The sequence below is a fragment of the Corallococcus sp. 4LFB genome (genome assembly GCF_046520365.1).
Lineage (GTDB): Bacteria > Myxococcota > Myxococcia > Myxococcales > Myxococcaceae > Corallococcus > Corallococcus caeni.
On sequence record NZ_JBKGHJ010000067.1, the window covers coordinates 1 to 23,846 of the forward strand.

Annotated in this window: 22 protein-coding genes and 1 pseudogene; 14 read left to right on the forward strand and 9 right to left on the reverse strand. The window is 71.0% G+C overall.

Translation table 11 applies throughout. From position 1 onward, the window contains the following. Positions 1-2,117: serine/threonine protein kinase (locus ACLEQD_RS10185; RefSeq protein ID WP_410383316.1), on the reverse strand; the 2,117-nt coding region annotated here is incomplete at its 3' end. Positions 2,118-2,350: 233 nt separating this feature from the next. Next, positions 2,351-3,412 carry a mannose-1-phosphate guanylyltransferase gene (locus ACLEQD_RS10190; RefSeq protein WP_410383318.1) on the reverse strand — a complete coding sequence of 354 codons (1,062 nt, stop codon included), beginning with the start codon at positions 3,410-3,412 and terminating at the stop codon, positions 2,351-2,353. Positions 3,413-3,592: 180 nt separating this feature from the next. Between ACLEQD_RS10190 and ACLEQD_RS10195 the strand changes: the two genes are divergently transcribed. The 5 genes from ACLEQD_RS10195 (at position 3,593) to ACLEQD_RS10215 (ending at position 9,283) form a co-directional block, all read left to right on the forward strand. Continuing rightward, positions 3,593-5,530 (forward strand): GDSL-type esterase/lipase family protein, encoded by a 1,938-nt coding sequence (locus ACLEQD_RS10195; RefSeq protein WP_410383319.1) that lies wholly within the window; start codon positions 3,593-3,595, stop codon positions 5,528-5,530. Between the two features lie 265 nt (positions 5,531-5,795). Further along, entirely contained in the window at positions 5,796-6,344 is a 549-nt protein-coding gene (locus tag ACLEQD_RS10200) for an SGNH/GDSL hydrolase family protein (RefSeq protein WP_410383339.1), read from the forward strand. A gap of 3 nt (positions 6,345-6,347) precedes the next feature. Further along, complete coding sequence (locus ACLEQD_RS10205) at positions 6,348-7,820, forward strand: MBOAT family O-acyltransferase (protein ID WP_410383320.1); 1,473 nt, start codon at positions 6,348-6,350, stop codon at positions 7,818-7,820. Between the two features lie 522 nt (positions 7,821-8,342). After that, entirely contained in the window at positions 8,343-8,780 is a 438-nt protein-coding gene (locus ACLEQD_RS10210; protein ID WP_410383321.1) for a hypothetical protein, read from the forward strand. 125 nt (positions 8,781-8,905) lie between these two features. Beyond that, on the forward strand, positions 8,906-9,283 hold the full coding sequence (locus ACLEQD_RS10215) for a hypothetical protein (protein ID WP_410383322.1): 378 nt from the start codon (positions 8,906-8,908) through the stop codon (positions 9,281-9,283). A gap of 9 nt (positions 9,284-9,292) precedes the next feature. Here the strand turns inward: ACLEQD_RS10215 and ACLEQD_RS10220 are convergent, their stop codons facing one another. Next, positions 9,293-9,526: a hypothetical protein gene (locus ACLEQD_RS10220; protein ID WP_410383323.1), complete on the reverse strand. Its 234-nt coding sequence runs from the start codon at positions 9,524-9,526 to the stop codon at positions 9,293-9,295. Between the two features lie 265 nt (positions 9,527-9,791). Continuing rightward, positions 9,792-11,189: a serine hydrolase domain-containing protein gene (locus ACLEQD_RS10225; RefSeq protein WP_410383324.1), complete on the reverse strand. Its 1,398-nt coding sequence runs from the start codon at positions 11,187-11,189 to the stop codon at positions 9,792-9,794. Between the two features lie 113 nt (positions 11,190-11,302). On the opposite strand from ACLEQD_RS10225, the gene ACLEQD_RS10230 reads away from it, so the two are divergent. From ACLEQD_RS10230 to ACLEQD_RS10255, 6 genes are all read left to right on the forward strand, one after another. Then, positions 11,303-11,497 (forward strand): hypothetical protein, encoded by a 195-nt coding sequence (locus ACLEQD_RS10230; protein ID WP_410383325.1) that lies wholly within the window; start codon positions 11,303-11,305, stop codon positions 11,495-11,497. Next, positions 11,482-12,534 carry a sensor histidine kinase gene (locus ACLEQD_RS10235; RefSeq protein WP_410383326.1) on the forward strand — a complete coding sequence of 351 codons (1,053 nt, stop codon included), beginning with the start codon at positions 11,482-11,484 and terminating at the stop codon, positions 12,532-12,534. The genes ACLEQD_RS10230 and ACLEQD_RS10235 overlap by 16 nt, the downstream gene beginning before the upstream one ends. Next, positions 12,531-13,787 carry a sigma-54-dependent transcriptional regulator gene (locus ACLEQD_RS10240; RefSeq protein ID WP_410383327.1) on the forward strand — a complete coding sequence of 419 codons (1,257 nt, stop codon included), beginning with the start codon at positions 12,531-12,533 and terminating at the stop codon, positions 13,785-13,787. The genes ACLEQD_RS10235 and ACLEQD_RS10240 overlap by 4 nt, the downstream gene beginning before the upstream one ends. After that, positions 13,744-13,884, forward strand: a complete 141-nt coding sequence (locus ACLEQD_RS10245) for a helix-turn-helix domain-containing protein (protein ID WP_410383328.1) — start codon at positions 13,744-13,746, stop codon at positions 13,882-13,884. The genes ACLEQD_RS10240 and ACLEQD_RS10245 overlap by 44 nt, the downstream gene beginning before the upstream one ends. A gap of 131 nt (positions 13,885-14,015) precedes the next feature. After that, complete coding sequence (locus ACLEQD_RS10250) at positions 14,016-16,424, forward strand: hypothetical protein (RefSeq protein ID WP_410383329.1); 2,409 nt, start codon at positions 14,016-14,018, stop codon at positions 16,422-16,424. Between the two features lie 3 nt (positions 16,425-16,427). Beyond that, positions 16,428-17,033 carry a hypothetical protein gene (locus ACLEQD_RS10255; protein WP_410383330.1) on the forward strand — a complete coding sequence of 202 codons (606 nt, stop codon included), beginning with the start codon at positions 16,428-16,430 and terminating at the stop codon, positions 17,031-17,033. Between the two features lie 8 nt (positions 17,034-17,041). Here ACLEQD_RS10255 and ACLEQD_RS10260 read toward each other — a convergent pair whose 3' ends face one another. The 3 genes from ACLEQD_RS10260 to ACLEQD_RS10270 all read right to left on the reverse strand — a co-directional run bounded on the left by ACLEQD_RS10260 (position 17,042) and on the right by ACLEQD_RS10270 (position 19,627). Then, positions 17,042-17,950, reverse strand: a complete 909-nt coding sequence (locus ACLEQD_RS10260) for a methyltransferase (RefSeq protein ID WP_410383331.1) — start codon at positions 17,948-17,950, stop codon at positions 17,042-17,044. A 145-nt stretch (positions 17,951-18,095) separates the two neighbouring features. Further along, positions 18,096-18,719 carry an NUDIX hydrolase gene (locus ACLEQD_RS10265; protein WP_410383332.1) on the reverse strand — a complete coding sequence of 208 codons (624 nt, stop codon included), beginning with the start codon at positions 18,717-18,719 and terminating at the stop codon, positions 18,096-18,098. A gap of 14 nt (positions 18,720-18,733) precedes the next feature. Then, a complete protein-coding gene (locus ACLEQD_RS10270; protein WP_410383334.1) occupies positions 18,734-19,627 on the reverse strand; it encodes an undecaprenyl-diphosphate phosphatase in 894 nt (297 codons plus the stop codon). A gap of 126 nt (positions 19,628-19,753) precedes the next feature. Here ACLEQD_RS10270 and ACLEQD_RS10275 point away from each other — a divergent pair, with 126 nt between their 5' ends. Further along, a complete protein-coding gene (locus ACLEQD_RS10275; protein WP_410383336.1) occupies positions 19,754-20,227 on the forward strand; it encodes a YchJ family protein in 474 nt (157 codons plus the stop codon). Positions 20,228-20,417: 190 nt separating this feature from the next. On the opposite strand, the gene ACLEQD_RS10280 is transcribed toward ACLEQD_RS10275, so the two are convergent. Together ACLEQD_RS10280 and metK are read right to left on the reverse strand one after the other, a co-directional pair. Continuing rightward, positions 20,418-20,825: a type II secretion system protein GspG gene (locus ACLEQD_RS10280; protein ID WP_410383337.1), complete on the reverse strand. Its 408-nt coding sequence runs from the start codon at positions 20,823-20,825 to the stop codon at positions 20,418-20,420. A 316-nt stretch (positions 20,826-21,141) separates the two neighbouring features. Next, positions 21,142-22,335: a methionine adenosyltransferase gene (metK, locus tag ACLEQD_RS10285; protein ID WP_410383338.1), complete on the reverse strand. Its 1,194-nt coding sequence runs from the start codon at positions 22,333-22,335 to the stop codon at positions 21,142-21,144. A 239-nt stretch (positions 22,336-22,574) separates the two neighbouring features. Here metK and ACLEQD_RS10290 point away from each other — a divergent pair, with 239 nt between their 5' ends. Further along, positions 22,575-23,165 (forward strand): ABC transporter substrate-binding protein, encoded by a 591-nt coding sequence (locus tag ACLEQD_RS10290; protein WP_410383340.1) that lies wholly within the window; start codon positions 22,575-22,577, stop codon positions 23,163-23,165. Positions 23,166-23,338: 173 nt separating this feature from the next. Continuing rightward, positions 23,339-23,846, forward strand: a pseudogene (locus ACLEQD_RS10295) (gliding motility protein); the annotation flags it as partial.

Consider the following 23,846-nt stretch of genomic DNA (forward strand, 5'->3'; position numbering starts at 1 on the left):
GGGTCGCAGCATCCGTGCGCGGCCAGCACGCGCAGCGCGCAGGGCGTCCAGGCCTGGCGCTGCGGGGTGGGCAGCGGGCGGCTCTGGAAGGCGACCAGGCGGCGCAGGGCGGCCTGGGCGCGGCGGTGGATGTCGCCGAAGTCGGCGTCGTGCTTCGCGCCCAGCAGGCTGTACGGGTCGCGGGCCACGGCCTCCGCGCGGGACAGCAGTCGCGCGAGCTCCGCGTCGGGCGCGGGCTCCGCGTCCTCCATGAGGGCGCGGGAGAGCAGCCGGCCCAGGGCGGGGAACTCGTCGGAGAAGTGGACGAAGACGCCGGCGGGCACGTTCCAGGTGCGCGCCTCGTCGAAGGTGACGTGGCGGACGACGTCGCAGGCGCCCAGGGCCGTCTCACCCCGGAAGGACACCTCCACCGTCAGCCGCGCGGCCAGCGGGGGCAGGTTGCCCTGGCACTCGGCGAAGAGGCCTTCGGGGGCGACGTCGCTCACGGAGACGGGCTGGAGGACCTCCCCCGGCGTCAGGCCCAGGCGCACGCGCAGGTCCGCGGGCGCGTCCGTGCGCGGCGCGGAGGCCTCCAGCGGCGCCACCGCGTTCACCAGCGGGATGGGCGCGGCGTCCTGCACGACGTCCACGAGCGGAATGGGCGGGGGCGACGGAATCACCGTGGGCGCCAGGGTCATGAACGGGATGGCCGCGGCGCCCAGCGTGGACGAGGGGCTCGCCGACAGCTGGGGCGTGACGTCCAGGGGCGAGGCCGGGTCCACCAGCAGGATGGGCGCGGCGGACTGGAGCGGGTTCGCCTCGACGACGCCGAGCTGCAGGGTCCCGGCGGGAGCGTGGGCCGCCGGCTGCACCAGGAGGATGGGCGCCCCCGAAGCGGCGGAGCCCGAGGAACCGGCTCCGGACGCGCCGGTCCGCGGCAGCATGCCGGCAGGCGATTCCGGTTCGGCGGGCCCCAGCAGCGCCACGGCCGAGGACCAGAACGCGGCCACCTCCGCGCGCATGGACACCTCACCGGTGCGGGCGTTCGACGGCGCGCCATCCGCCGCGCGCAGGGCCGCATCCTCCATGGACGGGGCGGCCATGCCCCATTCGGGCACGTCCTCCACGATGTCGAAGTCGTCCGCGTCGGAGTCCACCGAGGCCGGGGCGGCCTTCAACGCTGCGCCCTGCTCCGCCCTGGAGTCCAATTCCTCGGGCGCCTCCGCCGCCGCGTTCCGCACCGGCGCCCTCAGGCCCAGCGCCTCCGCGAGCGCGACGCGGAAGGCCCACGCGCTGTCGAAGCGGTCCTCCGGCTTCGCGGCCAGCGCGCGCAGCAGCACCGTGGACAGCGCGGGCGGCACGCTGGCGTTGACGGCGTGAGGCGGAAACAGCGTCACGTCCGCGGAGCGCCCCAGCCCGAACGGCAGCCGGCCCGTCACCAGCAGGTAGCCCGCCACGCCCATCGCGTGCAGGTCCGCGCGAGGGCTCCCGGCCATCCCCGCGCACTGCTCGGGCGCCATGAACGTGGGCGAGCCCACCGTCACGCCCCGCGCGCGCTCCTCCTGCGACAGCGCCGCCTCCCGCACCGCGCCCGCGCCGAAGTCGCGCACCCGCACGCGCCGCTCACCCTTCGCGTCGCGCGTGACGAACATCGAATCCAGCGTGAGGTCCCCGTGCACCAGCCCCCGCGCGTGCGCCGCCTCCAGCCCCGCGAGCGCCTGATCCAACACCTCGCCCACTTCAACCGGCGACAGCGGCAGGGGCAGCGCGCTCAGCGACTCGCCCTCCGGCGCCTCCATCAGCACGCAGGGCAGGCCCTGGGGACCGGGGCGCACGTCCAGCACGCGCGCCACGTGGCGGTGCACGACGTTGCGCTGCGCCAGCGCCTCCGCGACGAACCGGGCGCGCACGGCCGGACGGGCCGCCAGGTGCGCGTGCAGCACCTTCACCGCGAAGCGGTGCCCCGTGGGCACGTACTCCGCCAGGTACACCGACGCCACCGCCCCCACCTCCAGCCGGCGCTTCAAGAGCAGCGGTCCGTGCCGCTGACCCTCCAGCGAATCCCCCGGCACCCCAGGCCGTGCGCCGGAGCACGCCTCGTCGTTCCGGTGGTCGCCTACGCAGCGCTTGCAGCCCATCGCCATCCCCGCCTGTCACCCCGGAAATGGGGCGGACCCGGAGTGGGCTTGCAACCTCCGCGCCTCGTGCCCGGGGGCCGCCTCCGTGCTCGCGGCGACACTCCAACCGCCCGCAGGTGCCAGCGACCGCCCCGAAACGAACGAGGGCCCCCTGTAGAAACGACAGGGAGCCCCGGGAAGAAAGGTGTGAGGGGAAAAAGGAGGCGGAGTCGCCCCAAGAACTACAGCGGCGCCTACAGCAGCCGGGTGCGCTTCCGGGCCTTGAGCGCCTCGACGACCTTGCGGACGTCCTGGCTCTTGTCCTTGGGGACGACGAGCACGGCGTCACCGGAGTCCACCACCACCACGTCGTTCATGCCCACGACGGACAGCGTGCGCTTGTCCGCGAGGACGACGCAGTTGGTGCAGTCCACCAGCACCGCGTCGCCGGAGACGACGTTGCCCTGCGCGTCCGCGGGGCGCACTTCGGGGATGGCGGCGAAGGAGCCCACGTCGGACCAGCCGAAGTCGCCGTCCAGCACCGCGATGTTCTCCGCCTTCTCCATCACGCCGTAGTCGATGGAGATGGAGGGCAGCTTGGGGAACACGCGCTTGAGCACGGCCGGGAAGGTGCGCTTGCCCGCGGCCTTCTGGAGCGCGTCCAGGCCCTTCTGCATCTCCGGCATGTGCTTCTGGAAGGCCTCCAGCATCACGTCCGCGCGGAAGACGAAGATGCCGCCGTTCCACAGGTAGTCGCCGCCGGCCACGTACTCCTGCGCCGTCTTGAGGTCGGGCTTCTCCTTGAACGCCTTCACGCGGCGGCCACCGCCGTCCAGCGCGTCCCCCACCTGGATGTAGCCGTAGCCCGTCTCCGGGCGCGCGGGCTTGATGCCCAGCGTGACGATGTGGCCGCCCTCCGCGATGCGCGCGGCCTCCGCGAGCGTGCGCTGGAAGCCCTTCACGTCCGCGACGTGGTGATCCGACGGCAGCACCGCGAGCACGCCCTTGGGGTCGCGCGCGGCCACCTGGAGCGCGGCGAGCGCGATGGCGGGCGCGGTGTTGCGCGCCACGGGCTCCACCAGCAGGTTGCCCTTGGGCAGCCCCTTCACCAGCTTCGCGGCCGTCTTCGCGTGCACGGGGCCGCACACGATGAAGGTGTTCTTCACCGGCGCCAGCCCCTTGAGGCGCTGGGCGGTGTCGGTGAGCAGCGGCTGCTTGGAGGCCAGCGGGAGGAACTGCTTCGGACGGGCCTGGCGCGACAGCGGCCAGAAGCGGGTGCCGGAGCCTCCGGCCATGATGACGGGATAGAGGGCCATATTCGGGTGCGAGCTCCTACTCGGGACGCCGGACCACGAACCCGGCGCGAACGGCGGCGCACCATAGCGCTTCGCGCCGTCCGAGGAAGAGGGCCGGCCGCCTGCCCCCCGAGGGATGGGGCGCGACAATGTGGGCAGAGTTTTGACCCGCCCCCGAAAAGCCAGTCTCATGCCCCGGCGTTGAGCCTCAAGCCCACATCCACCGGATGGACGCTGGCCTTCACCGTGCTGCTGGCGGTGGGGGTGTCCCTGGCGCCATTGCCGGAGAAGTTCCGCCCCCTCCCCAGCCTCCGTCAGGAAGGTTCGCTCGGGCCCAAGCTGGCGGCGCTCGTGCTGCCCGCGTCGCTGCGCGGCGTGAAGGCCCCGCGTCCGCCCGCCGACAGCATGGCGCCGGACGTTCCGCCCTCCGCGCTCGCGGAAGCGGACACCGCCGTCACCGACACGGATCCGCAAGCGGGCCCGCGGGTGGGCGAAGCGCCCGCCGTGCCCGGCATCGGCCTGGAGGAGCTGAGCGCCCCCACGCTGGCGAACGCGCTGGAGCTGGAGGCGCTGCGCGAGCGCATGGGCGCGAAGCACGTGGACATCGAGCTCAACTGCCGCAAGACGCGCGCGGACGGCTCGTGTGAAGAGGACGGCCTGGCGCCGTTCATGAAGGCGCTCGGGGACTTGCGCTCGGACGCGCGGCGCACGCCGGTGCGGGTGGTGCACCTGGGCGATTCGCTCATCGCCTCCGACTACATCACGGACGTGGTGCGCGACCGGCTCCAGGAGCGCTTTGGTTCGGGCGGTCCGGGCTTCCTCTACATCCACCGGCTGGCGAGCGCCGGCCGCGCCACGCGCGCGGGCACCGCGAGCACGGACGGCTGGAAGATGGAGCGGCTGGTGGACACGCACTGGCCCAGGGACCGCGTGGGCTGGACGGGCGTGGCCTTCTCCACGAGCGGCCCCGCGCAGGGCACGCGCTACTCCGTGGAGGGCGCGCGCCAGGCGGAGCTGTTCTTCCTGGCCCAGCCGGCCAACGGCGCCGTGCAGGTGGCGGTGGACGGCAAGAACACGCAGCGCATCCAGACGCGTGCGTTCGGCTCCAAGGCGGAAGCGGCGTTCGCGCGGCTGAGGCTCCCCGAGGGCGCGAAGACGCTCACGCTCACCGCCAGCGGCAAGACGGAGCTGCACGGCGTGGCGGTGGAGTCCGGCACGCCGGGCGTCGTCTACGACACGGTGGGCCTGCTGGGCGGCATGGCGGAGGTGTACCTGCGCGCGCAGCCCCAGGCGTTCCGCGCGCAGCTCAAGCACCGCAAGCCGTCGCTGGTGGTGCTGATGGTGGGCGGCAACGAGGCGTTCTTCCTGTCGCGCGAGCGCACCACGCTGGACGAGGTCCGCTCGCAGATGAAGGAGCTGGTGTCGCGCGTGCGCGCGGCGGTGCCGGACGCGGCGTGCCTGGTCATGTCGCCCATCGACGCGGGCGTGCGCACGATGAGCGGTGAGCTCGTCACGCGCCGGCACTCGGCGGAGGTGTCGGAGGTGTTCCGCGAGGAGGCGCGCGCCGGTGGCTGCGCCTTCTACGACACGCTGGCGGCGATGGGCGGCGAGGGCTCCGCGCTCAAGTGGCTGGAGTCCGGCCTGATGCTGGAGGACCTGGTGCACCCGCGCGTGCGCGGCGCCAACCTGCTGGGCCACCTGTTCGACCTGGCGCTGCAGCGGGCCTTCCGCGCCGCACCGCCATCCGCCGCGCGTGCCGGGCACGGACATGAGCGGCCTGCGGAACGCGACCCCGGCGCTGCGCCGCACGTTCGAAGCGCTGGCCCGCCGCGAGTCCGGCGCGAAGCTGCGCGTGGGCATCGCGCAGCTGGGCGCGTCGCACACGGCGGCGCACTTCTTCTCCGACAAGGTCCGCGACGCGCTGACGAAGCGCTTCGGCGACGCGGGCCGGGGCTTCATCGCGGCGGGCAAGCCGTCCACCCGGCTGGAGGCGGCGCACGTGACGCGCACGCTGGACGGCGCGTGGACGGTGGAGGACGCGAAGAGCACGCCCGCGGGCGCCTCCGGAAACGTCTGGGGGCTCACCGGCATCCGCGCGGTGGGAGCGCCCGGCGCCAGCCTGGGCATCTCCTTCTGTGAGGGCTGCGCGGAGGACAAGCACCGCCAGGGCCGGCTGGACCTGTACGCGCTGGACGCGCCCGGGGCCGCGGCGCCGGACATCATCGTGGACGGAGAGGCGATCGCCCCCGAAGCGCCGCCGCCCGAGCCGCTCACGCAGCCGACCGTGCGCATCCGTTCGTTCCCGGTGACGGGCGTGGCGCACTCGGTCCAGGTGAAGGTCCCGGAGGGTGGCGGCAGCGCGACGGTGCTGGGCGCGGCGCTGGAGTACGACACGCCGGGGCTGGTGTACGACGCGCTCGGGTTGCCCGGCGCCACGGCCTTCACCGCGCGGGACATGGACGCGCCCGCGATGGATGCGCAGCTCACCGCGCGCCGGCCGGACCTGCTGGTGTTCTGGTACGGCACCAACGAGGCGGAGCTGCCGGGGCTGGACGCGAACGGGCTGCGCCAGGACTACGCGGCGCTGATCGCGCGCATGCGCAAGGCGACGGGCGCGGAGTGCCTGCTCATCGGGCCCACGGACCGGCTCGCCCAGGATGCGAACGGGCGGTGGAACGAGGCGCCGTCGCTTTCGAAGGTGTTGAACACGTTGCCGCAGGTGGCGAAGGACGCGGGGTGCGCGTACTGGTCCGCGCGCGCGGCGATGGGCGGTGAGCGGTCCATGCAGCGCTGGCAGCGGCAGCCGGTGCCGCTGGGCCACGCGGACGGCGTGCACCTGACGCCGCAGGGGTATGCGGTGCTGGCGAACGCGTTCGTGAAGGACCTGATGGCGGCGTACGAGTCCACGAAGAAGGGCGGCGAGCCGACGGCCTCCGCCGCGGGAGCGCCCTGAGCCGTGCTGTCCCACAGCCTCCAGTACGTCGTCTTCGTCATCGCGGTGTTCGCGCTCTACTGGGCGGTGCACCGGCACTACTGGCCGCGGATGCTGTTGCTGCTCACGGCCAGCCTGCTGGTCTACGTGTCGTTCCTGCAGGTGCCGCTGTCCGCGTTCGTGGGCGGGATGCCCGTGGGCGAGCTGGTCGTGAAGCTGGTGCCGCTGTTCATCTTCCTCGGCGGCGTGACGGTGGATCACCTGCTGGTGAAGGGGATGGGGCGCACGGAGCGGCCCGGCGTGCGCAAGACGCTGGTGGTGCTGTCCATCGTCTCCAACCTGGGGCTGCTGGCGGGCTTCAAGTACCTGGAGCTGCTGCGCAAGACGGTGGCGTCGCTGCTGGGCCCGTGGGGCGTGGAGGTGCGGCCGGAGCCCTTCCACCTGTTGTTGCCGGTGGGCCTGTCGTTCTTCGTGTTCCAGGCCATCAGCTACACGGTGGACGTGTACAAGGGGAAGGCGAGCTCCGAGCACTCGTTCGTGGAGCACCTGCTCTACATGCTGTTCTTCCCGCGCGTGGTGAGCGGGCCGATTGTCCGCGCGTCGGAGCTGATGGCGCACTTCCGGGAAGTGCCCACGCTGTCATCGGATGACGGGAACAAGGCGCTGTTCCGCATTGCCGTGGGGCTGGTGAAGAAGCTGGTCATCGCGGACGTGCTGGGCAGCGGCATCGTGGATCCGGTGTTCGGCAGTCCGCACGCGTACTCGTCCGCGGAGTGCGCGGTGGCGGCGGTCGCGTACACGCTGGAGCTGTACTACGACTTCTCGGGGTACTCGGACATCGCGATTGGCGTGGCGTCGCTGTTCGGGTTCAGGTTCCCGGAGAACTTCGCGCGGCCGTACCTGGCGAAGAACCTGTTCGAGTTCTGGAACCGCTGGCACATGAGCCTGTCGTCGTGGCTGCGGGACTACCTGTACATCCCGCTGGGCGGCAACCGCCGTTCGAAGCCGCGCGTGTGTTTCAACCTGATGATGGTGATGGTGCTGGGAGGCCTGTGGCACGGGGCGGACTGGCGCTTCGCGGTCTGGGGCGGCGTGCACGGCGTGGCGTTGTGCGCGGTGCGCTGCTGGTGGTGGTTCCGTGGCAAGCAGCAGGAGCCCGGCCCGGTGCGAGTGGCGTTCGGGATGCTGGCCACGTTCACGCTGGTGGTGTTGACGCGCGTGGTGTTCCGAGCGCCGGACATGGCGCACGCGGGTGAGTTCTACGCGCGGATGCTGGCGGGAATCCCGGGCCTGGCGAACGTGGGTCCGCTGATGTGGAGCATGCTGGCCATCGCAATCCTCGCGCACGCGCTCCCGATGAAGCTCTACGACACGGCGGCGCTCGCGTTCCTCAAGCTGCCCGCGCCCGCGAGGGCCGTGGTCCTGGTGCTCCTGGGCCTGGGGATTCGCCAGCTGTCCACGCTGGAGACCCGGCCGTACGTGTATTTGCAGTTCTGAGGACGCTGCCGGCTTCGACAGGCTTGGATGGCAACTTGTAAGCCGTGTTTACAGGTTCGGCAGGGTGGCACCCGACAGGTCACGCGCAGCCTTCGGAACCAAGGCACGACGCGATCCTCGCCTGCGGATTCCGCGTGCGGATCTGACGTGTGCTTGCACTCCCAAGTACGATGCCACTCGATGGCTTCCTTCCGGCAACAGTTCGGGCTAACCGTGGCATGCCTGGGCATCGCGTGCGTGAGTTCAGGTGCTCGGCGATTCTATGTAGCGTCGGAACTCTCTGCGCAGGACGGCTTGGAGGGGCTGGCCATAGCCCCTGGGCCATGGCCAGAGATTCCCGCTGTCTTAACGCAAGCCGCGCTTGTTCCAGATGACTTGGTGATTCCAACGCTCCAAGCCTTACTGGATCTTCCAGGGGCGGTTGACGCATGTGACTCGAACACAGGGCGCCCACGTCCGGAGGCATCGGAGTACTGCGTCGCCATCTACCGGACGCCTTCGGACTGGCGCGTTTCCTGGCCCGTGCGCAACACGGTGAAGTCGAGCGCCTCCTGCATGCCTCCCTTTGGAGGGGTCGACGATGCGGAACTCGGCAGGAACCTTCCGGTCTTTGGCTACGCGCACAACCATCCGTGCGCCTCCGGCCTGAGCAATCAGGATCTGCGCACCTGGCCCATGGCGAAGTCGGAAGGCGCATGGGTGATGGTCGCCTATGGCACGACGCCGGATGGACAGCTCGCGCGTGACGAGCAGGGACAGGTGATTCCCGCATGGGGTTGGCTTGCCACCGGGCATCGCGATGCGCCCCGGTTCTACAGGTGGAACCAGAAAGGCGATGTCTTCCGGTGGGATGTCGGCAGGAAGAAGTGGAAGTTCCAGGCACGCTGTGAACCAAGCCCACCCAGCATGCTCAGGCCCGAAGGTGTTCCTCCCAACTGCTCCGCAGCACTCCACCCCTAGAGGCCCATGGGCTACCCAGGTGCTCCATGTTGACGACTCAGCGCTCCATGTTGCTTGCATCGTTGCTGATGCAAACGGGGCTCCTTGGGACGCCTCTCTGCAACAGGCGACCGGATCCAAGCCCGGTGGAGTCGCAAGGGCAGGAGGCACCTCCAGGCTCGGGCACATCCGCGCCCATTCCCGAAGCAGCAATTCCCTGGCCCAAACAAGACCTGACGCCCCTCGCCACCCTGGAAGGCCCTGCCGTCCAGGCTGCGCATGCCGCCTTGGAAGAAGCGGTGAAACGATTCCCCAAGGAGTCTATGGGCAAGTGCGCTTTTTCCGCCCGCGCTCTGGAAGTCGTCATTGGTCAGGAGGCGGGCTGGTACTTCGTTCGCGTCAACCGCCGTGTGGACAGATGCCCCGGCTTCGGACCGGGTGTCACGGGCATCGAAACCGACTGGTTCGAGCTCTACGCGATCTCTCCTGATGGTGAGCTCACGAGGTACCCCTACCAGCCCTGATCCACACATTCAGGGCATGTACGGATAGCGCGCCAACACCTTGCCCTCGGGTGAGACGGCGTACAGTTCGAACTCGTCGAACCCGAGCACGGTGCCGGGTGCCCATCCGCACTTGTCGGGCCGTGGGTTGATGCGGACGAAGTACATTCCCCGCTCTTCGCCCACGATGACTTCCATCCCCTTCGCGGAGAACGCACAGCTCTTGGCGTACTCCTTGGGATAGCGGGAGAGCCTCCGCTGCAATGCGCGTGCGCGGCAAGAACCGCGGGCCCGTCCAGCGTCGCCAGCGGCTGAAGGTCGTCGGGCCACTGGATGCCTTCCGCGATGCTGGGCCTGCGTGCGGTTCCTCCGGCTTCGACGGCAGTACCAGTCCGTGAGCCCTCCACTCCTCCGTCCTGGAGAAGAGAGACGAAGAGGAGCACGTGATGCGGCTTCAGCACAGGAACCCCCACGGCGCCTCGGCCAGCCTCGGCGGGACGCGCTGTCCCGCCGAGTCTACCTGACCGCCTCAGTTCACCTGGAGGGTGAACAAGGTCACCCGGTCATCAGCGGTCAGCCCCACCCGGTAGCGCCAGGTCGCGGCGCCGAACTGCACCAGGTACGTGTAGATGCGGTCGTCGCCTTTCGTCTCACGCTTCGCCAGCACCAGCGGACCCGCGGGCCCCAGCTCCTGCAACAAGGCCTGGAAGTGGGGACCGGCCTCCGCCACGTACCAGTCCGGAACGTAGGCGAACATGGACGGCTCCCACGCGCCCTGCCGCGTCTTCTCCAGCAGCTCCGTGAGCAGCGCCGTCACCTGCGGCTCCATGTCCGGAATGGGCTTGAGCGGCGGCACGGCGAGCGCCGGATTCACGATGGCCGCGATGCCCTCCACGAACAGCGACGGGTTCGCCCGGTCCAGGTTCGCCAGCACCACGATGGACAGCTCGTCCCCCAGGAAGCGCGAATAGGCCGTCCGGAACCCCTGCCACGCCCCCGTGTGCTGATGCAGCGGCTGGCCGTTGCGCTCCAGCACCTCCCACCCGAAGCCGTACGGAAACGCAGCACCGCTGTTCAGCTTCACCGGCGACAACATCTCCCGCCAGCTGTCCCGCGTCAGGATGGCGCGCTCCTCCACCGCCTCCTCCCACGCCAACAGGTCCTTCAACGAGAAGTAGAGCGCCCCGTCCCCCGTCGTGTTCAACGACTGCGACACCCACTGCTGGTTCTTCACCACGCCACCCACCAGCTGATAGCCCGCCGCGCGGTTCGGGATGACGTCCGCCTCGCTGATGCCGCGCGCCGTCTTCATGCACGCGGGCTTGAAGACCTGACGCCCCAGGACCTCCTGATACGTCATGCCCGCGACCCGGTTCACCAGGATGCCCAGCAGCACGTAGCCGGAGTTGCTGTAGCGCCACCGCAGCCCCGCCGGAAAATCCAGCGGCAGCGCGTAGATGAACTCCGCGAACTGCTGATCCGTGTAGTCCTTGCGCTCGTCGAGCAGCCCCTCCAGGTCCTTGACGCCGGACGTGTGCGTCAGCAGGTGGCGCACCGTGATGGGCTTCCACGTCGCGGGCGCATCCGGGAAGTACTTCGTCACGCTGTCGGACAGCGACACGCGCCCCGCCTCCACCTGGAGCATCAGCGCCGTCGCCGTGAACATCTTCCCCAGCGAACCCGACTGGAAGAGCGTGTCCGTCCCCACCGGGACCTGGTGCTCCAGGTTCGCGGAGCCATAGCCCTTCGCCAGCACCACCCGTCCATGGCTCACCACCCCCACGGCGAGCCCCGGCACGCCCAGCCGCTTCTGCTCCGCGCGCACGTATGCGTCGATGCGATCGCGAAGCGATTCATGGGCCCGCGCGGGAAGGGCCACTACCGAGAAGACAACGGCCAACGCGAACGACATCCAGGATTTGCGCATGGGGACTCCCGACGTCCGGCCCCTCATGGGCCGTGGCATCCCTTGAGGAGCCCCGGTCCGCACGAACGATGCACGGCCACGGCCCTGGCCCGCCGCGATATGAACGGCGTGCCATGCGCCGTGCACCGCCGATGGACCCACCGCCGCCTCCGTTCCGCTTCCGCCGGCGCCTGCTGGCGGTGATGCTGCTCGCGGGCCTCATCCCGCTGGCATTGCTGGGGGCACTCGCCCAGGGCGTGCTGGAGCGCGTGCTCTCCATCTCCATCGCGCCCGTGGAGGACGTGCTGGACGCGTGTCCGACGAGCTGACCCGCCGGGGGCTGCCTCCGGATGCGCTCGACGAGGCCCGGCTGAACCTGGCGCAGGCGGAGCTGGCGCGGCGGGCCCTGGTGCGTCGCGTGCCCGTGTTCATCGTGGGCGTGGGCGCCATCGCCGCCATCGTGCTGGCCGTGTCCGCGGTGCTCCTGGGCCGCGTCCTCACGCGCCCCATGGCCACGCTCCTGGAAGGCATGCGGGCCTACTCGCGCGGGGACCTCTCGGTCCGCCTGCCCGTCCCCGAACCCGCGCGCGACGAGCTCCAGTTCCTCCTGGGCCAGTTCAACCGCATGGGCCAGGAGCTGCTGGACCAGCGCGAACACCTCAAGGCCGCCGAGCAGATCGCCGCGTGGCAGGACGTGGCGCGGGCGCTCGCCCACGAGCTGAAAAACCCCCTGACCGCAATGAGGCTCTCGCTCGCGCGTCTGTCTCCGCGGGATGCCGACACCCCGCCCGACCCGACGCGCCTCGCCGAAGCGGTGGCGCTCCTCCAGGAGGAGGTGGACCTGCTCATGCGCATGACCCAGAGCTTCTCCACCTTCGCGCGCCTGCCGGCCCCGCGCTTCCAGGACGTGGCGCTGCGTCCCCTGCTCGCGGAGGTGTGCGCCCTGTACGCGGGCAGCTCCCCGGTGCCCGTGGTGCTGGACCCGGGCGAGGAGGTGTCGCTGCGCGCGGACCCCGACGGACTGCGCCGCCTCTTCGGCAACCTGGTGAAGAACGCCACCGAGGCCTCCCCCCCCGGCGCCCCGCCCGTCCACGTGGCGCTGCACGCAGCGGAGGACGGCCGCGTGCACGTCACGGTGAGCGACGGCGGCAGCGGCGTCCCTGAAGTGCTGGAGGGGCCCGTCCTCACGCGGGGGCTGTTCAGCACCAAGCCCGGTGGCAGCGGGCTGGGCCTGCCCATCGCGCAGAAGATCGCCCACGAGCACGGCGGCGGCCTGCGCCTGGAGCCGGGCCCCCAGGGTGGCACGCGGGCCCAGGTGGTGCTGCCGCGAGTCCCCTCCTCCGACGTCTCCCAGGTGGCCGCATGAAGCCCGGAGCCCGCATCCTCATCGTCGACGACGACCCCGGCGTCCTCCGGGCCGTGCGTGGACTGCTGCAAGACGGAGGCTTCTCTCCCGTGGAGGCCCGCTCCACGGCGGAGGCGCAGCGCCTGCTCGAAGCACCGGACGCGCCGCCCGCGCTGATGCTGCTGGACCTGCGCATGCCGGGCGAGACGGGACTGGAGCTGCTGGCGCGGCTGCCCAAGCCGCTGCCCGTGCCGGTGGTGGTCCTGTCCGGAGAGGCCTCCCCTTCCGAAGCGGTGCAGGCGCTGAAGCTGGGGGCCACGGACTTCGTGGAGAAGCCCCCCTCCCCCGAGCGGCTCCTCACGGCGCTGCACAACGCGCTGGCGCTGGGAGCGCTGCGCGAGGAGCGGGAGCGCTTGCTGGACGCGCTGGCCCAGCCGGGGAACCTGGTGGGCGAAAGCCCGGCCATGGAGTCCCTGCGCCAGCTCATCGCGCGCGTGGGCCCCAGCGACACGGCGGTGCTCATCACCGGCGAAACGGGCACCGGCAAGGAGCGCGTGGCGCAGGCGCTGCACAAGGCCTCCGGGCGCAAGGGCCGGCTGGTGGCGGTCAACTGCGCGGCCATCCCCGCGACGCTGCTGGAGAGCGAGCTGTTCGGCCACGAGCGAGGCGCCTTCTCCGGCGCGGTCGCCCGGCGCGCGGGCCGCTTCGAGCAGGCGCAGGGCGGCACGCTGTTCCTGGACGAGCTGGGGGACATGCCGCTGGAGCTCCAGGCCAAGCTGCTGCGCGTGCTGGAGACGCGTCAGGTGGAGCGGCTGGGCGGCACGCTGCCGGTGTCCGTGGACGTGCGCATCCTGGCGGCGACGCACCAGGACCTGGGCCGCGCGGTGAAGGAGGGCCGCTTCCGGCAGGACCTCTTCTTCCGGCTCAACGTGCTGCCGCTGCACCTGCCGCCGCTGCGCGAGCGCCCCGAGGACCTGCTGCCCCTCGCGCGAGTCTTCGCCGCGGAGCTGGCGGGCCCGCACGCCGCTCGTGCTCGCGCCGGGGGCGGAGGCCGCGCTCCGCGCCTATCCGTGGCCCGGCAACGTGCGCGAGCTGCGCAACGTCATCGAACGGCTGAACCTGCTCCGCGGCGACGGTCCCCTGGAGCTGGGCCCGGACGCGGTGGCGGCACCGGCGGCCGCCGCGCCCGCACCGCGCAGGACCCTGGGGGACAAGAGCTACCGCGAGCACGTGGAGGACTTCGAGCGGGACCTCATCCGCGCCGCGCTCCGTGAAGGAGCGAGCATCGCCGGGGCCGCGCGCCTCCTCCAGGTGGACCGGGGCAACCTCTACCGGCGCATCAAGGCCCTGGGCCTGCCCATCGACTCCTGACCCCGCGCGGAGGACGGGCGATGTCACGGCCACAACCGCCCGATACATCCGGATGTGTCCATGACATCCGCCCGCCTGCTCGCCCCTCGTCGTTCCGGGCACTTGCCGTGAGCCCCCGCCTGGAACGGCCCATGCTCCTGCCGCCGCTCATGAACCGTCTCGCACTCGCGCTCTGCTTCGTCTCGCTCACGGCCCAGGCCCAACCTCCACAGGACGCCGGCACCCCCGACGCTCCCGCCGCCGTCACCGCGCCGCCGCCTTCACCGGATGCAGGCGGCTCCACCGCGTCCGCGACCGACACTCCACCTGAGGGCACAGCCGCCTCGGAGGACTCCGGATATCCAACGTGCCCGGAGGGCTTCAACGAGGAGGCGGGAGACCTGGCGGACTCCACGGTCCTCGGGGCCATGCAGGTCGAGGTCGCCGGCCAGGGACTCACGCCCACGAGCCTGGAGCTTCGCGGACTCCAGCGGCTCACGGATCCGCAGGTCCGCAAGCTCGTGGGGGCACCTCCCGCGGACGCCTCACGCGCCCTGACGGGCAGCGAAGTGCAGCCCCTGCTGCATCGCCTGGCGCGCACCGGCCTCTTCGCCCGCGTGGAGCCCCGCGTCCGCGTCAGTGAGCAGGGACCGGCCGTGCTCGAAGTGACCCTGGAGGAGAACCCCACGCTCACGGCGGTGGAGTTCGCGGGCCTTCAGGACCTCCGTCCCGACGACCTGTGGGACGCGCTGTTCGAGCTGCCCTCCCGCTTCCCCGAGGACGACGACCCGCAGGAGCAGGTCGCGACGCTGCGGATCCACAGGCGCCATGGAACGCTGCGGGTCGTCAGCCCGTGCCCCACGCCGCGCCCGCCCCGGCCCTGGCTGGCACGGAGGGAGGATGGAACGTTCCGCCCCGGCATCATGCTGGGAGGCCTGGACGCCGCGCTCGAGCGCATCCTCAAGACCCTCCGCGAGGACGAGGGCTACCTGCTGGCCACGGTGAGCGCGACGCTGTCCCCCGAAGGACGGCTGGTCGTGACCGTGGACGAGGGCCGGCTGGAGGCCGTGGAGGTGCGGGGCGTGGACGAGGCGATGGCGGCGCGCGTGCGCGAAGCCCTGAGCCTGGAGCCCGGCGACGTCTTCCTCCGGAGTGACGCCCGCCGCGCCATCGAGCGCATGGAGTCGCGGCTGCCGTTCCTCCAGGCGGAGGACAGCGATGACTCCCGCGAGGAGCGCACGACCGTGCGCATCGTCGAGGAGCGCGAGGCCGACGGCACGCGCCGCTACAGCACCCGCGAGGAGGCCCCCCGCAGGTCGCGGCGCCACGAGCGCGTGGAGTTCGAGGTGGGCTGGCGCCGGCTGTTCCACGACGGAGACGACGCCAACAGCGAAGGCCTCACGCTGGAGGGGAAGCGGCTGATCGTGCACGTGCGCCCGCGTCCTCCGGACCTGGACGTGGACCTGCTGCCCGTGCACACGCAGGTGACGGGCTTCGCCCCGGGGCTCTCCGCGAACCTGCGCATCTGGGACTCGAAGGACCGGGTGCACACGACGCTGGATGGGGCCTTCTTCATCCCCCTGCGGCTGGGCGGGCAGCAGCTGCCGGGTGATCCGGAGGGCACGCGCAGCCAGCGCCGCGTCAACCTGCTGGGCGGCGCCAAGGTGCAGCTGCCCGCGCTGGGAATCGAGGAACTGGGCGCGCAGGTGCATGACTTCATCGACACGCTGGACCGCTGGCGGCTGGGGGACTTCGACTCGTACTTCTACTCGTTCCTCATCAACCGGCCGGACCGGGACTACTTCCGCCGTCAGGGCTTCACGGCCTTCGCCACCTGGCGCTGGCAGCGCTCGTGGCTCGCGGGCGTGGAGGTGCGCGGAGACACGGTCAGCTCGCTCCAGTCCTTCACCCCGCCGCTCAGCCTCTTCCGCAACGACGACCCGCCGTTCCCGAACGCGCCCGTGAACGAGGGGCGCTTCCGCTCGGCGGTGGTGCGGCTGGAGTACAGCGGCGCCGCGGAGCGTGGCACGCGCGTGGGCTCCCTCTTCCGCACGCCGGAGACGTCCCTCTTCGAGCGCCACGAAGGCTGGAAGCGCGAGCCCACGCTGCGCGGCTTCGTGACGCTGGAGGTGGGCGAAGGGCCGGGAGCGGACGGCGCGGACGCGCGCTTCTGGAAGCTGGTGGGCGACGTCGCCATGGACCTGCCGGTCAACTGGCACACGGGCCTGAGCCTGCGCCTGCGGGCCGCGACGGGGCACGACCTGCCCCTCCAGAAGCAGGAGGCGCTGGGCGGCTGGAGCGCGCTGCGAGGCTTCGGCTTCAAGGAGTTCCGAGGGGGCGACAGCTCCGTGCTCGCGAGCGCCGAGTACCGCTGGCACGGCCTGGGCATCTTCGCGGACCTGGGCTCGGTGCATGCCGCGTCGGCGTGGTCGGACGCGCAGCTGGGCCTGGGCGGCAGCTTCCACTTCGGTGACGACGTGCGCTTCGAAGCCGCGTGGCGCATCGACGACAAGGCCCGGCTCACGCCCGAGGCGCGGCTGCTGTTCAACCGGACCTTCTGAGCCATGGGAAGGCACGGAACAAAGAGCAGGCGTGGCGCGGCGCTCGTCGTCGCGGCGGGCCTGCTCGCGTCCGGAGCGCGAGCGGAAGAGGCGTCCGCCGCCTGCACCGCGACGCTCTCCGGAAGGCGCGTGACGGTCCGGCCGGAGGCGCGCGCCTTCATCTCCCCGGAGCTGGACCGGCTGGTACGGCTGGGCCTCGCGGGGAAGCTGGAGGTGGAGCTGACGCTCTGGCGCCGCCGCGCCTTCTGGTTCGACGCGCACGTGGACAATGCGCGAGTGACCCAGGTGCTCGCCTTCACCCGCGCGGGCTACCTGCTGGACGGCAGGGAGCTGACAGGGGGCGTTGGCACGCTGGAGCTGGAGCGAGTGGCCTGGACGCTGGAGGCGAGGCCCGACGCGGAGGAGCACTTCATCGTCCAGGTGGAGGTGCGGCTCCAGGTCGTGACGGCCACCAGCCTGGGCCGCATGGCGCGCTGGCTCACCCAGGAGACGGTATCGGAGACGACCTCCGAGGCCCGCCCCCCGCTGCTCGGAAGCCTCCTGCGCTCCGTGGCGGAGGACCTCGCCCGGAAGGCCTCCGCCCGCTGCGACGTGAGCCGCCAGCCCTGAGCCGGCGGTCAGCGCCGCCGGGCCGTCAGCGCCACCAACGCGATGCGCTCCACGCCCCCGTAGGGCTCCTTCTCCAGCTCCTCGCCGAACACGTCCGGATCCAGCTCCTCGTAGACCCCGTCCGTGAGGGGCGCGCTCCGGCACACCGGCTCCAGCGCGGTGCGCAGCAGGTCCTCGCCGTCCACCACCGGCGCGCCCGTGTAGAGCACCAGCGTGCCGCCCGGCTCCAGCCGCTCCACGCTCTCACGCACGATGCGCACCGACAGCTCCGTGCCGTGCGTGCCGCCGCCATCCCGGTACGTGCGCCCGTCCGTGTCCGCCAGGTACGGCGGGTTCGCCATGATGAGGTCGAACCGGCCGGACACGTCCCGCAGCAGGTCCGAATGCACGGCCTGGACCCCGTGCGCGCCGTTCAACCTCGCGTTCACCCGGGAGTACTCCAGCGCCAACGGGTTCAGGTCCGCGAGCACCACCTCCGCGCTCCGCGCCGCCACCGACAGGCCCCCGGCTCCGGAGCCACAGCCCAGGTCCACCGCGCGCCGGAACGTGCCCGGCACCCGCTGGAGCAGCGCGCAGAACCGGTAGGTGTCCGGCCCGAAGAACACCGCGTCCTTCTCCGACGTGGGCCACGCGGAATGGACATACAGCCCCGTCCCCAGCGTCGAGAACCGCACCCGGCTCCGGTGCGTCCCGTCCTCGCAGTCCACCAGCGCGCCCGCCTCTTCCAGCAGCGCCAGCATCCGCGGCTCCACCACGCCCGGCCCGAAGCGACGGCTCCACCCGAACACGTCCCGGAGCGAACGCGCCTCCTTCGCCCCCGGCCTCGCGTTCACCCGCCGGTGCGTCTCCGGAGTCACCGTCGTGAAGGCATAGCCCGTGGCGCGCAGGGCCTCTCCCAACGCGGTCAGCGCGGCCACCCTCACCTCTGCCACCCCGTGCCCATCGCCACCGTCCACGTCCCGTCCCTTCGAAGGGTATGTGTGTCCCTCAACGTGGGACCTTCCCTCCGGAGCGACAAGGCGTCCTCCCGTCCGGACCGCCCGCCCGCATGGACTCCGGGGCTCAACGCCCAGCAGGCGGGGGAGCGTCCAGGAGGCCCTGGATGCCCGGCACCTCCGTCACGAACTGCAGGAAGTTGCGCAGGATGCGCCCCGTGGCGCCCCAGATGACGTGCTCGCCGTGCGTGTAGAAGTGCACGTCGTGCTCCATCCCCTCCCATACGTGCCGCTCCACGCGGACGATGGCCGGATCCAGCAGGCGCACCAGCGGCACCTCCACCACCAGGTCCACCTCCACCGGGTTCGGCACGTACCTCCCGTCCCCCGGGATGACGCCCACGTAGGGACGGATGCGGTACGCGGACGTGGTGGGCGTCTCGTCCAGGAGGCCCAGCACCCGCACGCTGGCGCGCGAGATGCCCAGCTCCTCGTCCGTCTCGCGCAGCGCCGTCTCCAGGGGCGTGACGTCCCGCGCCTCCTGGCCGCCGCCCGGGAACGCGTACTGCCCCGCGTGCGTGCGCAGGGTGGCGGGCCGCCGGGTGAAGACCACGTAGGGCACGCCCTCCCGCTCGAACAGGGGCAGGAGCACGGCGGCCTCTCGCAGCGCCCGGCCCTTCCACTCGAAGGTCCGCGCCGGCCTCGCCTTCAGCCGCGTCTCCAGCGCATCGAACAGGGCCTGCACACGCACGACCTCCCCCTTCCTCAATCCGTGATCTGCTTCTCCACCGGCGGCTTCGTCGGGGCCTCGGGCGTGGACAGGTTCTCCACGCCGGACATCGGCTTGAGGATGCTCGCCTGCAACAGCCCCAGCAGCACCAGCCCCAGCGCGATGCGGTACACCACGAACACCAGCGTGGTGCGCCGCTTCAGGAAGCTCAACAGCCACGCGATGGCGGCCATGCCCGACAGGAAGGCCACCAGCGTCCCCACCACCAGCGCCACCGTGGAAGGCCGCTCCGTGGCCTCCAAGAGGTGCTTCAACTCGAAGATGCCCGCCAGCGTCGTCGCCGGGATGGACAGCAGGAACGAGTAGCGCGCCGCGTCCTCGCGCTTGAGCCCCAGCGACAGGCCGCCCGTGAGCGTCGTGCCGGAGCGCGACGAGCCCGGCACCAGCGCCAGCGCCTGCCACAGGCCAATGACGATGCCGTCCCTCCACGTCATGTCCGCCACGGTGCGCTGGTGCGACGCGCGCTTCTCCACGACGAACAGCACGATGGCCAGCACGATGAGGCTGAACGCGATGACGTAGAGCGAACGGAACTGCGTCTCGATGAGCTTCTTGAACGCCAGCCCGCAGATGCCGATGGGCAGCGTGCCCACGCCCACGAACCACGCGAGCCGCGCCTCCAGCGTGCCGAACGGGTCGCGCTTCACCAGCCCCACGACGAACGCCTTCACCAGCGCGACGATGTCCTTGCGGAAGTAGATGAGCACCGCGGCCACCGTGCCCAGCTGGATGATGGCCGAGTACGCGGCGCCCGGGTCGGGCCAGCCGAACAGCTCCGGCGCGATGCGCAGGTGCGCGGTGGAGCTGATGGGCAGGAACTCCGTGAGACCCTGGACCAGACCCAGGACGATGGCTTCGAGCAGGCTCATAGGGGGCGTGGCCGCCAGGGATATGCCCTGCCCCCCTGCCCCGCAAGCGCGAAGGTTCCCCACCCCGGGGCCCGGGTCCGCCACCCGACCGTCCGCCCCGGCAACCCGGGTAGGCTGGGCCCCGCCATGCCCCCCGCCCCCCTGTGTCCCTGCTCCTCCGGCCAGCGCTACAAGCAGTGCTGCGCCCCCTTCCACCAAGGCGAGGCGGAAGCCCCCGACGCCGAGCGCCTCATGCGCAGCCGCTACAGCGCCTTCGCCCAACGCGAGGCCGCCTACCTGTGGAAGACGCTCCACCCCGACCACCCCATGCGGGCCCGTCCGGAAGCGGACGTCGTGCGCGAGCTGCGCGCCTTCGCGCAGGCCCACCAGTACCCGGGGCTGGTGGTGCTGGGCCACCAGCCCCCGGACGCGACGGGCCTCTCCCGCGTCCTCTTCTTCGCCAGGGTGTTCGAGAAGGGAAGGGACCAGTCCTTCGTGGAGCGCTCGGACTTCCGCCACGACGGCACCGGCTGGCGCTACCTGGACGGCGTCCTCAAGCTGCCGCGCGAGCTGAAGGTCCCTCCGGAGACCCTCACGCTCGACACCTTCCCCGCGGACTGAAAAGGCCCGCGAAAATCCCCCGTCAGGATTCTCGCGGCACTTCCGTCCCTGGGAGTGCTGCCCGGCCGGAGAGGCCCTACACGCCCTGGTAGGGCTCCTTCATGGGAGCCCGCGGTTCGAATCCGCCTTGGCTTGAAACGCCACCCAATCGTGGCTTCTCCACTCGGGCAGCACCCTTTTCCACCTGTCGTCACTCCCGGGGCCGCGCGTCCCGGTCGAGTGACGACAGGTCCCTGCCATCCCCGTCGCCGCCCGGAGCGCCATCCGCGCCCAGTGACACGATGGCCGGCACGCCCCGGTCCAGCGTGTACACGTAGTCATTGCCCCACGGGTCGCGGGGCAGCTCGTTGAGGACGCGCTCCTCCACCAGCGCGCGCAGCCCCGCGGAGGTGTCCGGCAGCCTCCCCCGCTTCATCGCGTACAGCTGGAGGCCCTGGCCCAGCGAGCCGAAGTCCAGCTTCACCCGCCGCTCTTTCGCCTGACCGAACTGGTCCATCACCGACACGCCCACGGCGGCGGCGATGAGGCCCAGGATGGTGATGACGATCATGATCTCCAACAGCGTCATGCCCCGCTGACGTCGCTGCTTCCTGTCCATGTCTGTCTTTCCGGCACGCCGGCGGCCCAGGCCGCTGTCGGCATGTCCCTCACGGAAGGCCCCTCTGCCTTCCGGGATGACAGCGATTGCAATCAGCAGGCCGGCATCACTCCGCCTTCACCGCCCGCCAATTCGAAAGAGCCATGTCTGTCTTTCTGACGGAAGCGTCGCGTGGGCCGCGCCACCGTGTCGTGTCACCGCGCGCGGCAGGGAGAGGGGGCGCCTTCAGCCCACCTGCATGCCCGGCGAATGAAAACGCGCTCGCCCCGGGAAGGGACGAGCGCGCGGGCTCAACCGAGGTGCTTCCGGTGGGGCGTCAGACCGCCTTCAGGCGCGGCGTGCGCGTCTTGGCGGGGGCGGCGGAGGAGGCCGCCTCGCGGAGCGCGTCCTTCTTGTCCGTGCGCTCCCAGGTGAACTCCTTGTCCGAGCGGCCGAAGTGACCGTACGCGGCGGTCTTCTGGTAGATGGGCCGCAGCAGGTCCAGGTGCTCCGTGATTTCACGCGGACGCAGGCCGAAGGTCTGGCGCACGGCGCGGGCAATCTGCTCTTCCGGCACGGTGGACGTACCGAAGGTCTCCACCATCACGCTGACGGGCTCCGCCACGCCGATGGCGTAGGAGACCTGCACCTCGCAACGGCTGGCCAGGCCCGCCGCCACGACGTTCTTCGCGATGTAGCGGCCCATGTACGCGGCCGAGCGGTCCACCTTGGACGGGTCCTTGCCGCTGAACGCGCCGCCGCCGTGACGGCCCATGCCGCCGTAGGTGTCGACGATGATCTTGCGGCCGGTGAGGCCCGAGTCGCCCATGGGGCCGCCGATGACGAAGCGGCCCGTGGGGTTGATGAAGAACTTGGTCTTGTTGTCGAGGAGCTTCTTCGGCAGGACCTTCAGGATGACGTCCTCGCGGATGGCCTCCTGGATCTTCTTGTTGGAGACGTCATCCGAGTGCTGCGTGGACAGCACCACCGCGTCGATGCGCAGCGGCTTGCCGTCCTTGTACTCCACCGTGACCTGGCTCTTGCCGTCCGGGCGGATCCACGGGTGGTTCTTGCGGCGCACCTCCGCCAGGCGGCGGGTCAGCGCGTGCGCGTAGTGGATGGGCGCGGGCATCAGCTCCGGCGTCTCGTCGCACGCGAAGCCGAACATCATGCCCTGGTCGCCGGCGCCCTGGTCCTTCTTGTTGTCCACGCCGCGCGCGATGTCCTGGCTCTGGCCCTCGATGGCCACCATGACGCCGCAGGTGTTGCCGTCGTAGCCCATGGCGCTATCCGTGTAGCCGATGCGCGTGATGGTGGAGCGGACGATCTTCGGGATGTCCACGTAGGTGTTCGTCGTCACCTCACCCGCGACGATGGCGAGGCCCGTCTTGACGAGCGTCTCCACGGCGACGCGCGCCTGCGGATCCTTGGCGATGATGGCATCGAGCACACCGTCGGAGATCTGGTCGGCGATCTTGTCCGGGTGGCCCTCGGTGACGGATTCAGACGTGAACAGGAAGTCGGTAGGCATGTCGTCTCGGGCTTCGCGCTAATTCGGTGACGCAGCGCAGGGGGCGGACACTAAACGTGCGGTCCCAGCAGAGTCAAACCTGCAGCGGCCCGGGTTTATTCGGCGCGAGCGCCCGTCGGCCGGGCGGACCCGACGCGGCGGGTGCGCCCGCCCGCCGGATGAATTTAATGGTCCGCGGGGCGTTCCCCTGGGCTACAGGACCCGCGCCCTTCTTCTGGAGGTCACCGACCCATATGAACGTGAACGCCCGCATCCGCACCCTTCCCTTCCTGGTTGCCCTCACCTTCGCCGTGCCCGCGCTCGCCGCGCCCAAGGCCTCGGAAGCCATCACCAAGCCGGTGAAGACCGTGGTGCAGTCCGTGCGCTACGAGAAGGACCTCAAGGCCCTGGAGAACCTGGGCAGCGACCAGCAGGGCCTCTTCCTGCTGGGCGACGAGTGGACCAAGGCCACGGACGCCCAGCGCAAGGAGTTCACCCACCTCTTCCAGAGCCTCTTCGCGAAGATCGCCTTCCCCAAGGTCCGCGAGAACTTCAAGAACCTGGACTCCATCACCTACGACGAGCCCCAGGTGACGGGCGACAAGGCGCTCGTGGGCTCCACCATCTTCATCAACCACCCGCTGAAGAAGCAGGAGATGAAGCTCAAGTACGCCGTGGAGAAGGTGGGCAACGGCTGGAAGGTCGTGGACGTGTCCGTGCTGGGGGACTCCATGCTCACCGGCATCCGGGATGATCAGGTCCGGCCCCTCTTCAAGGAAGGCGGCTGGGACGGGCTGCTCGGCGCCATGCGCAAGAAGAACGACGAGCTGGGTACGGTGAAGCTGAAGTAATCCAGCCGTCTCCAAGCAGTCAGTCAGCCAGGCCCTCGTCCTCCCTCCGGGTTTCAGGGGAGGCGCGGGCCGGGTAGGCTTGGGCGTTCCCCTCCCCCTGGAGCGCCTGGCGAATGAGTGTTTCGACCCCCGCCCCACGGCTTGTGCTCCGCGGCGCGCCGTCCGACCGTGAGATGGACGCGTTCTGTGTGCAGTACGCGCCCCGGGCCCCCGGGCACCCCGCGGTCCGGGACCTGCTCCGGCTGCTGCTGGAGGTCCCCGGTGACGGCCTGGAGCCGCGCCTGGAGTGGGTGGAGCAGTGGATCCACTGGATGCGCGACCGCATCCCCGCCCACGGCCTCACGGACGTGGACGACCGCGCGCTGTCCCCCGCGAACTCCCGGCTGTCGCTGCTGGTGCGCGTGCTGGAGGGCGAGCCCACCTTTCGCGCGTCCGTCACCCGGCTGGTGTCGGGGGTGTGCGCGGGCAGCCGGGGGCTGAAGCTCTTCGCCCAGGTGGGCCTGAGCGCGGGCAACGGCTTCTTCTCCGAGCTGACGGACCGCTGCGTGCGCGGCGTGCTGCCCGCGCCGCCGGAGCCGGGCAAGCTGTCGGAGCTGCTCCTGCGCCTGTTCCCGGTGCCGCGGGACGCGAAGTGGCTGGGCGCGCTGTCCCCCCTGCTGCTGGCGCGGCTGACGGCGCTGG

Bases quoted from the DNA above. Each gene is read 5' to 3' on its own strand.
- ACLEQD_RS10280 (WP_410383337.1), bottom strand. From the start codon at position 20,825: ATGGACAGGAAGCAGCGACGTCAGCGGGGCATGACGCTGTTGGAGATC.
- ACLEQD_RS10275 (WP_410383336.1), top strand. From the start codon at position 19,754: ATGCCCCCCGCCCCCCTGTGTCCCTGCTCCTCCGGCCAGCGCTACAAG.
- ACLEQD_RS10250 (WP_410383329.1), top strand. From the start codon at position 14,016: ATGCTCCTGCCGCCGCTCATGAACCGTCTCGCACTCGCGCTCTGCTTC.
- ACLEQD_RS10270 (WP_410383334.1), bottom strand. From the start codon at position 19,627: ATGAGCCTGCTCGAAGCCATCGTCCTGGGTCTGGTCCAGGGTCTCACG.
- ACLEQD_RS10225 (WP_410383324.1), bottom strand. From the start codon at position 11,189: ATGCGCAAATCCTGGATGTCGTTCGCGTTGGCCGTTGTCTTCTCGGTA.
- ACLEQD_RS10190 (WP_410383318.1), bottom strand. From the start codon at position 3,412: ATGGCCCTCTATCCCGTCATCATGGCCGGAGGCTCCGGCACCCGCTTC.
- metK (WP_410383338.1), bottom strand. From the start codon at position 22,335: ATGCCTACCGACTTCCTGTTCACGTCTGAATCCGTCACCGAGGGCCAC.
- ACLEQD_RS10255 (WP_410383330.1), top strand. From the start codon at position 16,428: ATGGGAAGGCACGGAACAAAGAGCAGGCGTGGCGCGGCGCTCGTCGTC.
- ACLEQD_RS10240 (WP_410383327.1), top strand. From the start codon at position 12,531: ATGAAGCCCGGAGCCCGCATCCTCATCGTCGACGACGACCCCGGCGTC.
- ACLEQD_RS10230 (WP_410383325.1), top strand. From the start codon at position 11,303: ATGCGCCGTGCACCGCCGATGGACCCACCGCCGCCTCCGTTCCGCTTC.